This is a genomic window from Nocardia tengchongensis (assembly GCF_054781395.1).
On the sequence record NZ_BAAGUM010000003.1, the window covers coordinates 390,965 to 404,907 of the forward strand.

14 protein-coding genes are annotated in these 13,943 nt (G+C 67.9%); 10 read left to right on the plus strand and 4 right to left on the minus strand.

Features of this window, described 5'->3' with window-relative positions; all coding sequences use genetic code 11:
• The first annotated feature begins 253 nt into the window (after window positions 1-253).
• Both ACYVKL_RS04740 and ACYVKL_RS04745 read left to right on the plus strand, forming a co-directional pair.
• Window positions 254-1,090 (plus strand): class I SAM-dependent methyltransferase, encoded by an 837-nt coding sequence (locus ACYVKL_RS04740; protein ID WP_379170821.1) that lies wholly within the window; start codon window positions 254-256, stop codon window positions 1,088-1,090.
• A 6-nt stretch (window positions 1,091-1,096) separates the two neighbouring features.
• Entirely contained in the window at window positions 1,097-1,711 is a 615-nt protein-coding gene (locus ACYVKL_RS04745) for a TetR/AcrR family transcriptional regulator (RefSeq protein WP_379170819.1), read from the plus strand.
• 64 nt (window positions 1,712-1,775) lie between these two features.
• Here ACYVKL_RS04745 and ACYVKL_RS04750 read toward each other — a convergent pair whose 3' ends face one another.
• Entirely contained in the window at window positions 1,776-2,144 is a 369-nt protein-coding gene (locus tag ACYVKL_RS04750) for a DUF1844 domain-containing protein (protein WP_213560615.1), read from the minus strand.
• Window positions 2,145-2,485: 341 nt separating this feature from the next.
• On the opposite strand from ACYVKL_RS04750, the gene infC reads away from it, so the two are divergent.
• The 4 genes from infC to ACYVKL_RS04770 all read left to right on the plus strand — a co-directional run bounded on the left by infC (window position 2,486) and on the right by ACYVKL_RS04770 (window position 4,846).
• A complete protein-coding gene (gene infC / locus ACYVKL_RS04755) occupies window positions 2,486-3,205 on the plus strand; it encodes a translation initiation factor IF-3 (RefSeq protein WP_213561037.1) in 720 nt (239 codons plus the stop codon).
• A gap of 64 nt (window positions 3,206-3,269) precedes the next feature.
• A complete protein-coding gene (gene rpmI / locus ACYVKL_RS04760; protein ID WP_213560616.1) occupies window positions 3,270-3,464 on the plus strand; it encodes a 50S ribosomal protein L35 in 195 nt (64 codons plus the stop codon).
• 69 nt (window positions 3,465-3,533) lie between these two features.
• Window positions 3,534-3,914, plus strand: a complete 381-nt coding sequence (rplT, locus tag ACYVKL_RS04765) for a 50S ribosomal protein L20 (RefSeq protein ID WP_040807291.1) — start codon at window positions 3,534-3,536, stop codon at window positions 3,912-3,914.
• 128 nt (window positions 3,915-4,042) lie between these two features.
• Complete coding sequence (locus tag ACYVKL_RS04770) at window positions 4,043-4,846, plus strand: TrmH family RNA methyltransferase (RefSeq protein WP_379171447.1); 804 nt, start codon at window positions 4,043-4,045, stop codon at window positions 4,844-4,846.
• Window positions 4,847-4,873: 27 nt separating this feature from the next.
• On the opposite strand, the gene ACYVKL_RS04775 is transcribed toward ACYVKL_RS04770, so the two are convergent.
• Window positions 4,874-5,446, minus strand: a complete 573-nt coding sequence (locus tag ACYVKL_RS04775) for a TetR/AcrR family transcriptional regulator (protein WP_379170817.1) — start codon at window positions 5,444-5,446, stop codon at window positions 4,874-4,876.
• Between the two features lie 104 nt (window positions 5,447-5,550).
• On the opposite strand from ACYVKL_RS04775, the gene ACYVKL_RS04780 reads away from it, so the two are divergent.
• Window positions 5,551-7,002, plus strand: a complete 1,452-nt coding sequence (locus ACYVKL_RS04780) for an MFS transporter (protein WP_379170815.1) — start codon at window positions 5,551-5,553, stop codon at window positions 7,000-7,002.
• A 28-nt stretch (window positions 7,003-7,030) separates the two neighbouring features.
• A complete protein-coding gene (locus ACYVKL_RS04785) occupies window positions 7,031-7,552 on the plus strand; it encodes a DoxX family protein (protein WP_379170813.1) in 522 nt (173 codons plus the stop codon).
• On the opposite strand, the gene lipB is transcribed toward ACYVKL_RS04785, so the two are convergent.
• On the minus strand, window positions 7,530-8,201 hold the full coding sequence (gene lipB, locus ACYVKL_RS04790; protein WP_379170811.1) for a lipoyl(octanoyl) transferase LipB: 672 nt from the start codon (window positions 8,199-8,201) through the stop codon (window positions 7,530-7,532). The genes ACYVKL_RS04785 and lipB overlap by 23 nt on opposite strands.
• A gap of 186 nt (window positions 8,202-8,387) precedes the next feature.
• Here lipB and pheS point away from each other — a divergent pair, with 186 nt between their 5' ends.
• Together pheS and pheT are read left to right on the plus strand one after the other, a co-directional pair.
• Window positions 8,388-9,446 (plus strand): phenylalanine--tRNA ligase subunit alpha, encoded by a 1,059-nt coding sequence (gene pheS, locus ACYVKL_RS04795; RefSeq protein WP_379170808.1) that lies wholly within the window; start codon window positions 8,388-8,390, stop codon window positions 9,444-9,446.
• A 32-nt stretch (window positions 9,447-9,478) separates the two neighbouring features.
• Window positions 9,479-11,980: a phenylalanine--tRNA ligase subunit beta gene (gene pheT / locus ACYVKL_RS04800; protein WP_379170806.1), complete on the plus strand. Its 2,502-nt coding sequence runs from the start codon at window positions 9,479-9,481 to the stop codon at window positions 11,978-11,980.
• Window positions 11,981-12,460: 480 nt separating this feature from the next.
• Here the strand turns inward: pheT and ACYVKL_RS04805 are convergent, their stop codons facing one another.
• Window positions 12,461-13,912, minus strand: a complete 1,452-nt coding sequence (locus ACYVKL_RS04805) for an HNH endonuclease signature motif containing protein (RefSeq protein WP_379170803.1) — start codon at window positions 13,910-13,912, stop codon at window positions 12,461-12,463.
• Window positions 13,913-13,943 lie beyond the last annotated feature (31 nt).

A 13,943-nucleotide genomic window follows, 5' to 3' on the forward strand; every position in this document is an offset into this window, starting at 1 on the left:
TTACCCTGCAACCCAGCTATGTCGCACGTCGGGCCAAGTGTTAACAGGTCAGCGAAGATCGCAGCAAGCCCAGCGTTCGATTCTCTGGATGCCGTTCTGTCGCTGAATATTTGCCAGCGGCTCGATGATGGTTCGGTGTAACCCCTTTTCCTGTGCCGATATTGGCCTTCTCCTGTTCGGGTATTGACATTGTCCGCCCGCTGCGCTCAATATGAACATGCGTTCATGAACTGTCGTTCATATAGGAGTGATCATGACCGAAATCGTGAATACCGCCCAGTCGGAAGCCTGGAACGGCTACGAGGGCGAACACTGGGCCGGGCAGCACGACCGATACGACGCGGTGAACCAGGGCTTCAACGAGCCTCTGCTGGCTGCCGCCCGCGTCGCCGAAGGCCACCGCGTCCTCGACATCGGCTGCGGTAACGGTCAATTGACCCGCGCTGCCGCCCGCCGGACCGGCAGCGGCTCCGCGACCGGAATCGACCTGTCCGGCCCGATGCTCGCCCGCGCCCGCGGGCTCGCCACCGCCGAAGGCATCTCGAATGTCACCTTCGAACAGGGCGATGCCCAGATCCATCCGTTCCCCGCTGCCGCCTACGACGCCGCCCTGAGCCGCTTCGGCATCATGTTCTTCACCGACCCGGTGGCGGCCTTCGCCAATATCGCCCGCGCCCTGCGCCCCGGCGGCCGGCTCGCCCTCGTCGCCATGACGCCGCTCCCCGGCACCGACCTCGGCGACGTATTCGGAGCTGCCGCAGCACATCTCGACACCTTCGCGGTGAGCCCCGCCGAGGGCCCGTTCTCCGACCCCGACCACATCCGAGACCTGCTGTCCAGCGCCGGTTTCCAAGACATCGCCATCGAATACAGCGAGGCCGACGGCAGCTGGGGCGCCGACATCCCCGACGCCACCGAATTCATCATGGGCTGGGGTCCGGTCCGCTACCACCGCTCCCTGGCCGGCTTCGCCACCGACGACCGAGTCCGCGAGGCGATCTCCGCCGCCCTGGTCCCGCACCTCGGCGCCGACGGCGTCGTCCTGCGCATGACTGCCTGGCTCGTCACCGCCACGACCCCGCTACCGTAACCATCCATGTCCCCCCGCAAGGCCGCGGCGCTGCGCGCCACCGACGACGCCCGCACCCTCCGCGACCACCTCGTCACCACCGCGCAACGCCTGCTCGCCGAGGGGTCGGCCGCCACCCTCACCGTCCGCGCCATCGCCCGCGCGGCCGGGGTGGCCGACGGTGTCCTCTACAACCACTTCCCGGACAAGGACACGCTGCTGGCCATCGCCGTGCGCGCCCACGTCGACGAGGCGCAGCGTGCGCTGGGGCCCCTGCCCGCACCCGGCGAGGCCGCCGTCGCCGGCAATCTCGGTACCTATCTGCGTGCGGGGCTGGACCTGCACCGCGCGGTGCTCCCGGTGTTCGCGAGCCTGCTGGCCACCCCGGTCGTGCTCACCCGCTTCGCCGAACTGCCCGCCGCTCACACCGACTGGCGAATGCTCTTGTCGGACTATCTGACCGGAGAACAGCGGCTCGGCCGCATCGCCCCCGGGGCCGACACCACCGCGGCGGCGGCGATCCTGGTGGGCATCTGTCACGACCAGGTGCTGGGCGCTCTGCTACCCGGCATGGCGTCGCCCACCGTCGATCAGGACGCGGTCGTCACCACGTTGCTGGCGGGCATCGGGCCGCTGGAATAACAGCCCCCGAAACGACAACGGCCCGCCCCGGGCGAAGTCCGGGGCGGGCCGTGTCGACTGCTGGTCAGTACACCGGGCCGGTGTACTTCTCGCCCGGGCCCGCGCCGGGGGCGTCCGGGTACTCCGAGGATTCGCGGAACGCGCGCTGCAGGGACTGCAGTCCGTCGCGGATCGGGCCGGCGTGCGGGCCGAGGTATTCCACCGACGCGGTGACCAGGCCGGCGAGGGCGGTGATCACCCGGCGGGCCTCGTCCAGATCCAGGTGCGGGCTGCTGGCCGGATCGGGTTCGCCCAGGCCGAGCTTCTCGGCGGCCGAGCTCATCAGCATGACGGCGGCGCGGCTGATGACCTCGACCGCGGGGATCTCGGCCAATTCGCGCACGACCTCGCCGTCGATGAGGGCGGAATCGTCGTTCAAGGTAGCCTCGCTCATGGGTTAGAGAATGCCATCGCGCGGGTCGGCGCTGGTCGCGGGGGCGGGCGATTCGGAGCTCGCGGCTATGAGTGTTAGACTCTTCCGCGACGACCGTCCCGGACAGGTTCCCGCAACCGACTCGGGGCATCAAGTGGAGCCCGACTCCCACCGTCAATCAGCTGTTCTTGTATCAGGGCAGCGAGATTGCACGGTCCGGTCGCCCATCATTTACCGGATGGGTTCTGCGCGTGGGTTTTCCCTGCGTGCGGTGCGATGCGAGTTGTTCGCGTCGTCGATCGGTCGACTCGGGCCCCGTGGTGGTGAAATACCAGCACGGGGCTTTCGTGTTGAAATTGGGGTTGCAGTTATTGCTTGCGGTCGTTGACGAACCGCTTGACCTAGGAGGCCCCATCAGCACTGAGACCCGCATCAACGATCGCATCCGCGTTCCCGAGGTCCGACTCATCGGACCCGGCGGCGAGCAGGTTGGGATCGTGCGTGTTGAAGATGCACTACGCGTCGCTCAGGAAGCTGATCTCGACCTGGTCGAGGTCGCGCCCGATGCACGCCCGCCGGTGTGCAAGATCATGGACTACGGCAAGTTCAAGTACGAGACCGCGCAGAAGGCGCGCGAGTCCCGGAAGAACCAGGTCCAGACCGTGATCAAGGAGCAGAAGCTCCGCCCGAAGATCGATGACCACGACTACGCCACCAAGCGCGGCCACGTGATGCGCTTCCTGGAGGCCGGGTCGAAGGTCAAGGTCACCATCATGTTCCGTGGTCGCGAGCAGTCGCGCCCCGAACTCGGGTTCCGGCTCCTGCAGCGACTGGCCGCCGACGTCGCCGACCTCGGTTTCGTCGAAACTTCGGCCAAGCAGGACGGCCGAAACATGACCATGGTCCTCGCGCCGCACAAGGGCGCGAAGACGCGGGTGAAGGCGCAGAACGACGCGAGCTCGACGCAGCAGCGCAGCAGTGCGCCGGCGCCGGCTCCGGCTGAAGCACCGGTTACCGATGCTGCCGCGGCTCCGGCCGAGGCACCGGTTGCCGAAGCTTCGGCGGCCACCCCGCAGCAGTAATAACGACAAGCACCGGAGACAGGGGTTCACCCCTGCCTCCGGGACGAGACAGATTGAGGAATCCATGCCGAAGATGAAGAAGCACAGCGGTGCCTCGAAGCGATTCAAGGTGTCCGGCTCGGGCAAGCTGCTGCGTCAGCAGGCGAACCGCCGCCACCTGCTCGAGCACAAGCCGAGCACCCGGACTCGTCGTCTGGACGGCGTGGAGGTCGTCGCGAAGGCGGACGTCGCTCGCGTCAAGAAGCTGCTCGCCAAGTAATTCGGCTGAGCCGACCGACCAACCTCCGGGTGCAATCGCCGCACCCCTTACTTGATCAAGGACTGAAAAGTGGCACGCGTCAAAAGGGCCGTCAACGCTCAGAAGAAGCGCCGTTCCGTTCTCGAGGCCTCCAAGGGCTACCGCGGTCAGCGGTCGCGTCTGTACCGCAAGGCCAAGGAACAGCAGCTGCACTCGCTCACCTACGCCTACCGGGACCGCCGGGCGCGCAAGGGTGACTTCCGTCAGCTGTGGATCACTCGTATCAACGCCGCCGCGCGTCTGAACGACATGACCTACAACCGCTTCATGCAGGGCCTGAAGGCCGCCGGCATCGAGGTGGACCGCAAGATCCTGGCCGAGCTCGCCGTCTCCGACGCCGAGGCCTTCGCCCAGCTGGTCGCCGCCGCCAAGGCCGCGCTGCCCGCCGACGTCAACGCCCCGGCCGCCTGATTCGGCCTGCGTGACAAAGCAATACTCGGAACGACCCGCGGACGTGCTCTTCGAGCACAACCCGCGGGTCGTTTCTTGTCGTATCCCCGGGTGTGTCCGGGTTTCGTATCTCCGAGCGGCAGGTGGCCATGAGCGCTGATTCCATCGACTGGCGTAACTCCCGAATCGTGTCGGCGGTCAAGCTGCACCGCAGCCCGGTCCGGCGCAAGACCGGCCTGTTCCTGGCCGAGGGCGCGAATTCGGTCGAGGCGGCGCTGGACACGGGCCGGGTCGAGGAACTGTTCTTCTCGGAGAAGGCCGCCGGACGTGAGCACACGCTCGTCGCCGGGGCCGCCGCCCAGGGGGTGCGAACCACGCTGGTGACCGATCGTGCCGCGGAGATGCTGGGGGAGACCGTGACTCCGCCCGGGCTGGTCGCGGTGTGCCGTCAGGTGGACGTGCCGCTGCGCGAGGTCCTCGACGCGTCGCCGCGCATGCTGGCCGTGCCCGTCGAGATCGCCGATCCCGGTAACGCGGGCACCCTTATCCGCGTGGCCGACGCCGTCGGTGCGGACGGCGTTGTGCTCGCCGGTGATTCCGTGGACCCGCACAACGGCAAATGTGTACGCGCTTGTGCCGGAAGCCTTTTCCACGTCCCGGTGGCCCGCTCCCGCGACATCGACGCGACGCTCGACGCACTGGAAGCGGCCGGCATCGCGATCCTCGCCACCACCGCCAAGGGTGAAGTCGACCTCGACGACGCCGACGAGATCCTCAGCGGCCCGGTCGCCTGGCTGTTCGGCAACGAGGCGCACGGCCTGGACAAGGCCATCGCCGCCCGCGCCACCCACCGGGTGCGGATTCCCATTCACGGTCGCGCGGAAAGCCTGAATCTGGCTGCCGCGGCGGCTATCTGCCTCTACTCGAGTGCTCGGGTGCAGAACGCGAAGTGACCCCGGCGGCGGGTTCCGGCCCGCCGGTCAGATGCCGTCCTCGCCGAGGTTCTCCAGGATCTCGGTGGCCCACGGCGGGTTGTCGGCCTCGAGTTCGGTGACGCCCAGCGCGGTCAGGTCGATGAGCAGCATGCCGGTGCCGAAGAAGCGGCGGACCTCGGAGGCCGTCGCGCCGGTGAGTTCCTTGGCGAGGTTGTAGAGCCGGCCGAAGTGGTCGCGGATATTGGCGCCGATGGCCGGATCGGCCGCCGCCGCGATGCCCTGCAGGAAGACCCGGGGCAGATCGCGTTCGGTGAGGAAGTGCTCGCCGAAGTGGCCGCCCAGGGTGTCGAGGCGGTCCTTGGGGGAGGCGTCCGGTTCGGCCAGGGTGGCCCCGGTGCGGAAGATCTCCTCGATGCGTCCGCAGACCTGGTCGAGTACGGCCAGGAACAGCTGTTGCTTGGTGCCGAACAGCCGGATCACGTAGGGCTGCGAGACCCCGGCGCGGCGTGCGATGTCATCGGTTTTCGTTGCGGCGTAACCGGATTCGGCGAACGCGGCAGTAGCCGCGGCGAGCACTTCCGCGCTGCGTTCGGTCGCTGTCATCCGGGTCCTGGTCATGGCTGCCGAGCCTCCTCGTCGTGGGGAATCCATCCTGCCATTGACATGTTATCAGTCGATGCATACTCTCTAGTTATCAGTCGATTACAACAAGGGGATCGGACATGACTGAGATACTCGAAACTTCCTCACTCGCGGGCAAGGTGGCCGAACAGGCCCGGCAACGCCCGCTGGCCGCGGTACTCGCCGCCGTGGGCATCCCGATGTTCATGGTCACGCTCGACAACCTGGTGGTCACCAACGCGCTGCCGGTCATTCGCACCGAATTGCACGCTTCACTCTCCGACCTGCAGTGGTTCGTGAACGCCTACACGCTGGCCTTCGCCTCACTGCTGCTGACCGCGTCCGCGCTCGGTGACCGGCTCGGCCGCCGGCGCGTCTACCTGGGCGGCATCGCCCTGTTCACGCTCGGTTCGGCCGCGTGCGCGCTGGCCACCGAACCGTGGATGCTCATCGCCGCCCGTGCGGCCCAGGGCTTCGGTGGCGCCGCGGTCATGCCGCTGTCACTGACGCTGCTCTCGGCGGCGGTACCGGAGAAGATGCGCAGCGCGGCCATCGGCATCTGGGGCGGCATCTCCGGCCTCGGCGTGGCGCTGGGCCCGGTGGTCGGTGGTGCGGTCGTCGAAGGCTTGAACTGGCAGTGGATCTTCTGGCTGAACGTGCCGATCGGCCTCGTCGCAGTGCCGGTGGCGGCCCGCGTTCTGAACGAATCCTTCGGTGGCGCACGGCGTTTGGACATCCTCGGTCTGCTGCTGTCGGCGGGTGGCGTGCTCGCGGTGGTGTGGGGCGTCATTCACGGTGCGGACGACGGCTGGACCTCGGCCAAGGTGCTCGCCGGCCTGATCGGTGGCGCGACCGCGCTGGCGGCTTTCGTGATCTGGGAGAGCCGGACCGCCGACCCGATGTTGCCGCTGCGGCTGTTCCGCAAGCGCGGCTACGTCATCAACGCGGTCTCGTTCACCTTCTCGCTCGGCACCTTCGGCTCGATCTTCCTGCTGGCCCAGTACTTCCAGGTGGTGCAGGGGTATTCGCCGCTGGCCTCGGGCATTCGCACCCTGCCCTGGACCATGGCCCCGATGGTGGTCGCTCCGCTGGCCGGGCTGATCGTGGACCGGGTCGGCGCGCGCGTGCTGGTGTCGATCGGCCAGGTGCTGCTGTCGAGCGCGCTGCTGTGGATGGCTTTCACGGCCACCGTCGACGTGTCCTACAGCCACTTCGTGCTGCCGTTCATCCTCGGCGGCGTCGGTATGGGCCTGACCTTCGCGCCCACCGCCACCGTCGTCATGGCCAATGCGTCACCGGCGGATCAGGGCATGGCCTCCGGCGCGAACAACACCATCCGTGAGGTCGGTGTGGCCATGGGTGTCGCGGTGCTGGCCTCGGTCTTCGCTTCGCACGGCTCCTACATGAGCCCGCAGGACTACGTGGACGGCCTGATCCCCGCGGTGCAGGTCGGCTCCGTCATCGTCGCGATCGGCGCCTTCGTCGCGCTGCTGCTGCCCGGTCGTCGCACACCGGTCGAATCCGAGTCCAGCGCAGCAGTTCTCGCGCACTGATCCGGATCGATTCGAAGGGAGACGCATCATGTTCGAGACCCTCCTGCTGCTGACGATCCCCACCCTGTCCTTGCGTCTACTCGGAGCGCTCGGGGTGACCCGCTTCGCGACCTGGCAGTCCGCTGCCGCGCACGGCCTGGCGTTCATGCTCGTCATGACCGGCACCGCGCATTTCGTCCCCGACTCGGTGACGGTGATGCCGCATCACAGCGACCTGGTCGCCATGGTCCCGTCCTTCGTGCCCTTCCCCGATCTGACCGTCTACGTGACCGGCGTCCTGGAGTACCTGGGGGCGCTCGGCCTGGTGCTGGTCCCGACCCGCCGCGCGGCGGGTCGGGCTCTGGCCCTGATGTTCGTCCTGCTGCTGCCCGCGAATATCCATGCGGCAGTGGACAACATCTCCTTCGGCGGTCAGCCCGCCACACCGTTGTGGTTCCGGATCCCCGAGCAGCTGGTCTACATCGCCGTGGCCCTGTTCGCCGCCCTGGGAACCGCGCCGATCGCGCAAGCGGTCCGGCGGGTTCCGGTCAGGGCAGGGGAGTCGGGGTAGCGCACGCTTCGAAGGCCCCGGCGATGGTTGCGACAACTCGCTCCATCGTCGGGGCTTTTTCGCCGTCCAGTTCCCGTTCCACCGAGGTCATGTCGACGTCGGGCAGCCCGCAGGCGACGGCCAGCTTCCACGGCGACAGGTCACCGGTGACATTGATGGCGAAGCCGTGGGTGGAGACATTGCGGCCCACCCGCATACCGATCGAGGTGATCTTGCGGCCGGTGTCGCGGGTCCAGACCCCGGTGAGCAGTTCGGCGCCGGGCGGGGTGACGCGACGCTCGGCCGCGATGCCGAGTTCAGCCAGGGCCGCCACGATGCGGTTCTCGACATCGCGGATCAAGTCGACGACGCCCTCGCCGGGCTGCAGCTTCACGATGAGATAGCCCACCAGCTGGCCGGGGGCGTGGTAGGTGAGCTGGCCGCCCCGGTTGGTGGTGAAGACCGGGATGTCGGTGTCGGGGGCGGGCAGGTGCGCGTCGGGGGTGCGGCGGCCGATCGTGAAGGTCTGTTCGTGGCTCAGCAGCCACAGGGTGTCGGGCCGCTGGTCGGCGACACGTTCCTCCCACATCTCCTGCATGCGGTCCATCGCCGCCGAGTACTCGATGAGGTGGTCGGTGTCGTCGATCAGGGTCACGGGCCGGGACTTCACGACTTCATTGGTACCACCGCGGCGGTCGCGGCCGCGCCGAAGGGTGGGCCCGAGCTGGGGAAATTCAGGTGAGGTGGGCTGATTAACCGGTTTACGATGCGACCAGCAAGAATGGGTGGGCAGTAACCATTGCTGACAAGTACTTTCCGCCCGACCCGTAACCAGCCTGGGGAGTGACGAACCATCGTGGCCGATGACAACAGTGCCGAGCAGACCGCTGCGTTGAGCGAGGAGTCGCTCTCCGCCGCCGCGGAAGCCGCGGAGAAGGCGTTCGCCTCGGCCTCGACCCTGGACGAGCTGGCCACCGCCAAGACCGAATACATGGGTGGCAAGTCGCCGATCTCGCTGGCGCAGCGGTCCCTGGGCGCGCTGCCCAAAGAAGAGAAGGCCGACGCCGGCAAGCGGGTGAACGTGGCGCGCGGCCGGGTGTCGCAGGCCTACGAGTCCCGCCAGGCCGAGCTGCTCGCCGAGCGCGACGCGGCGGTCCTGGTGGCGGAGACCATCGACGTGACCCTGCCCGCCGACCGGCGCGCCGCGGGCGCCCGCCACCCCATCTCGGTGCTGTCCGAGCGGGTCGCGGACGTGTTCGTGGCCATGGGCTGGGAGGTCGCCGAAGGCCCCGAGGTCGAGACCGAGCACTTCAATTTCGACGCCCTGAACTTCCTGCCCGACCACCCGGCCCGCACCATGCAGGACACCTTCCACATCGCGCCGGAGGGGTCGCGGCAGGTGCTGCGCACCCACACCTCGCCGGTTCAGGTGCGCACCATGCTGTCTCGTGAGCTGCCGATCTACGTGGTGTGCCCGGGTCGCACGTTCCGCACCGACGAGCTGGACGCCACCCACACCCCGGTGTTCTCGCAGATCGAGGGCCTGGCCATCGACAAGGGCCTGACCATGGCCCACCTCAAGGGCACCCTGGACGGGTTCGCGCGGGCGCTGTTCGGCCCCAGCACGACCACCCGGATGCGGCCCAGCTTCTTCCCCTTCACCGAACCGTCCGCCGAGGTGGACGTGTGGTTCGAGGACAAGAAGGGCGGTCCCGGCTGGGTCGAGTGGGGCGGCTGCGGCATGGTGAACCCGAAGGTGCTCATCGCCAGCGGCATCGACCCCGAGGTGTACAGCGGGTTCGCGTTCGGCATGGGCCTGGAGCGGACTCTGCAGTTCCGCAACGGCCTGCCCGACATGCGCGACATCGTCGAGGGCGACGTGCGTTTCACGCTGCCCTTCGGCATCCAGTCCTGACCTGACCCCGATACGAGGAAGCGAAACGTCAAGTGCGAGTAGCGCAGTCCTGGCTGACGGACATCCTGCAGCGGACCACCCCCGGGTGGTCGGTGACGGCCGAGGAACTCGACGCGGGGTTCGTCCGGGTCGGTCTCGAGGTCGAAGAGGTGGACCATCTGGCGCCCATCGGCGGTGACGTCGACAAGCCGCTGGTGGTCGGCCGAGTCGCCGAGATCACCGAGCTGACCGAGTTCAAGAAGCCGATCCGTTTCTGCAAGGTGGACGTCGGCAACACCGAGCTGCAGGAGATCGTCTGCGGCGCACGGAACTTCGCCGTCGGCGACCTGGTCGTGGTGGTGCTGCCCGGTGGTGAGCTGCCCGGCGGATTCAAGATCGCCTCGCGGAAGACCTACGGCCACACCAGCAACGGCATGATCTGCTCGGTCGCCGAACTCGGCATCGGCAAGGATCACAGCGGCATCCTGGTGCTCGAGCCCGGCACCGCCGAGCCCGGCGCGGACGCCAACGAGCTGCTCGGCCTGGGTGACACCATCATCGAGCTGGCCATCACCCCCGACCGCGGTTACGCGTTCTCCGCGCGCGGCCTGGCCCGGGAACTGGCCTGCGGCTTCGACCTGGAGTACGGCGACCCGGCCGTGCGCCTGCTGCCGGACTCCGAGGTCGAGGCCTGGCCGGTGAAGATCGAATCCGAGTCGCAGTGCACGCGTTTCGCGGTGCGCCGCGTCACCGGTATCGACCCGAAGGCCGTCAGCCCGTGGTGGCTGCAGCGCCGCCTGCTGCTGTCGGGCGTGCGCCCGATCTCCCCGGCCGTCGACGTCACCAACTACGTGATGCTCGAACTGGGGCAGCCGCTGCACGCCTTCGACGCCGACAAGGTGCAGGGCGGATTCGTGGTGCGCCGCGCCAACACCGGCGAAACCCTGCGCACCCTCGACGAAGCGGAGCGCACCCTCGACGCCGAGGACGTGGTGATCGCCGACGAGTCCGGCGTCATCTCGCTGGCCGGCATCATGGGCGGCGCGAGCACCGAGGTGTCGGACTCTTCGACCGACATCCTGCTCGAGGCCGCCACCTGGAACCCGGTGGCCGTGGCCCGCACCGCGCGCCGCCACAAGCTGGGCTCCGAGGCGAGCCGCCGCTTCGAACGCATCGTGGACCCCGAGGTCAACCTCGCCGCCCTCGATCGCGCCGCCACCCTGCTGGCCGAGATCGCCGGCGGCACCGTCGAATCCGTGCTGACCGACGTGCGGGTGCCGGTTCCGGCCCCGCAGCCGATCACCATGGACATCGACCTGGCCGACCGCATCGCGGGCGTGCACTACGCGCCCGGCGCGTCGACCCGCCGCCTGCAGCAGGTCGGCTGCGCCATCGAGGTCGGTGTCAGCGACGCCGGTCACCCGCAGCTCATCGTGACCCCGCCGACCTGGCGTCCTGACCTCACCCAGCCGGCCGACCTGGTGGAGGAGGTGCTGCGCCTCGAAGGTCTGGACCAGATCCCGTCGGTGCTGCCCACCGCCCCCGCCGGCCGCGGCCTGACCGCCGCCCAGCTGCGCCGCCGCGCGGTGAGCAAGGCCCTCGCCTTCGAGGGCTGCGTGGAGGTCCCCGCCCCCGTCTTCATGGCCGCCGGCGTCTTCGACACCTGGGGTCTGGACGCGGACGACCCTCGCCGCAACACCCTGCGCGTGCTCAATCCCCTCGACGTCGAGCGCGCCGAGCTGTCGACGACCCTGCTGCCCGGCCTGCTGGAGATCGCCGCCCGCAACATCTCCCGCGGCCAGCGTGATCTCGCGATCTACGCGATCGGCCAGGTCACCCTGCCGACCGAGCAGACCGCCCCCGTCGGCCCGCTCCCGGTGGACCGTCGCCCCACCGACGCCGAGATCCAGGTCCTGCTGGACTCGCTGCCCAAGCAGCCGACCCGCGTCGGCGCAGTCCTCACCGGCCGCCGCGAGCCCCGCGGACCGTGGGGTCCCGGCCGCCAGGTCGAGGCGTCGGACGCCTTCGCTCTGGTCGACGCGATCGCCGAGGCTTCCGGCCTCACCATCGAACGCCGTGCCACTCAGTTCCTTCCGTGGCATCCCGGCCGCTGCGCCGAACTGCTCGTGGACGGCGTAGTCGTCGGGCATGCGGGCGAACTGCACCCCGCGGTCCTGGAGCGCTCCGGCCTGCCGCCGCGGACCTGCGCTTTCCAGCTCGATCTCGACGCTCTGCCGCTGCGCGAAATCCGGCCTACTCCGGTGGTTTCCGCGTTCCCCGCGGTGCTGCAGGACGTGTCGGTCAGTGTCGACAAGGCGGTTCCCTCGGTGACCGTGGAGACTGCTCTTCGCGCTGGTGCCGGTGAGCTTCTCGAGGACATCTCTTTGTTCGATGTTTACGAGGGTGCGCAGGCGGGTGAGGGGCGCAAGTCTTTGACCTACGCTCTGCGTTTCCGGGCTACCGATCGGACGCTCACCGAGGATGAGGCGAGTGCGGCGCGGGATGCTGCTGTTGCTCGGGCTGCTGATTCCGTGGGAGCTGTTCTGCGCGGGTGATTTTGGATGTGTGATCGCGGGCCTCAGTCCAATGGACTGGGGCCCGCGGTGTTTGGAGAAGGCAATGATGGAGAGCAAGAGCTAAGACCAAAAACAAAGGACCAAAAGATAAAAGACGCCTGGAGAAGGGAGAGGGGCTGGCCCGGTTGGGAGGCTCACTCACTTACCAGCCTCATTACGGCTCGGCCGTGGATCGGCCCGGTGTGGGGGTACAAGCACTCTGGAGTTGTCGAGGTACACGCACCGTGAGGTGTGCTGGGAGGGAAGGGTTGGGGGGTCGTCTCGAGTCCTCGAGCCTTGAGTCTTTGGGTCTTTGGTCTTTGGGTTTTTGTCTCGAGAAGGTGATGCGTGCAGTCCGTGGGCCGGGATCGGCGGGTTACGGCTCCCAACTTGGCGTCAGCCCAGGTCCGGTAGGGCAGGCGAGGCGACCACACTCTATGTAGTTTTGCGCACGCCGGCAGGACACGAGCAGCACTGGTTTCACGCGGCCCGTGAGCGCCACTTTCGGCAACTCGAATCGATCGCAGCGGCGATCGACTGCCCGACGTGATGGCGATCGTTCACGCGCGGAGTTCCGGTGGGGTCAACACTCTTCGGAGCAATCCACCCGGTGCGGCCTCGATGCGGTGAATCTTTGCCCATGACAACGGTTTTCCACCCATCGGGCCCATCGTTGACGAGCGCGTGGCAGTGATCGCATGCCAAGGTCAGGTTGTTGATGTCGGTGGGTCCGCCCTTGGCCCAATCATTGACGTGGTGTGCGGCGCACATCGAGGCGGGTTGTTCACAACCCGGGCGGGTACATCCCTTGTCTCGTGCGATCAGTGCGAGGCGTTGGGCCCGGTTCGCGGTGCGGCGCGACCGCTGCAGGTACAGCGGCATCCCGTCGCCATCGAGGACCGCGATCACCGGGTGGGTTCCCTCGGCCATCTTCAGCGCCTCGTTGATCGAGACCTGGGTGCCGGTGTTGGTGGTCGCGACCCCGGTCCCGTTCTCCAGGTCGGACAGGCTCATGGTGAGCACGACCTCGACCGGCAGGCCCCGGTGCATGCCGAGTGCGCGCATGTTCACGCCCGGCTGCACGAGCGCCATCAGCGCGTCGTGGGTGCGCTGCCCGGCATCACGACGATCCCGACGCGCAGCGGCATCAAGAACGCTGTCGGCGATGAACCCGCCACTGGCGATGGGGCTTTCCGAATCTTCGGCGTTGCACATGCCAGGGCGCGCGAGCTTGGCGAACACCGCATCCAAGCATGCCCGCAGTTCGGGGGTGATCCATCCTTCGATGCGGGACATGCCATCGACACCGGGGCGGCACAGGGTGATCCCACGCCGACGCCGACGGTCGGCATCGGAGACAACCTTCCCGTCCGGATCCAGCCGGGCGAGGATGTCGCGGCCGATCTTGGGCAGGTCGTCAGGCCACCCTTCACGCGAGTAGCCGACGAGGATCTCTTCGGCTTCCGTACGCGCTTCGGTGGGGATGTCGGTCGGGAGGTGCTCCATCACGTCCATGATGTTGCGGACGTGATCACGGGAAATCTCCCCGGCCGCAAACGCTTCCGCCATCACCGGCAGAGTCGCTGGCCGCAGGTGTCCGCTCGGTTCGAAGAATTCCCCGCAATGGTGGGTGACCTTCACCCGCAACGCCGCGTCATACCGCGACAACCCCCGGGTATGCCGCAGGAACGGCACCATCTTCCCCGCACCCGAACGCGCATGCAGCGACCGCTCCCCGGCTTCGATGATCAGGCGCGTATCCAAGGCCGCCAATTGCCGCTTGCAGGCTTCCAGCTCCCGCATCAAGGTGACGACATCGTCGTCGGAGAACTGAGCCATCGTGGAGTTCTGAACGGAGTTCGAAAGGGTCGAGACCGCGGCCGCCAGTTCAGCGATACCGCAGTCGTCGAGTGTCACCCCATTCGAATCCATGTGCTAATTCTACCCCGCCCCAACCATGATC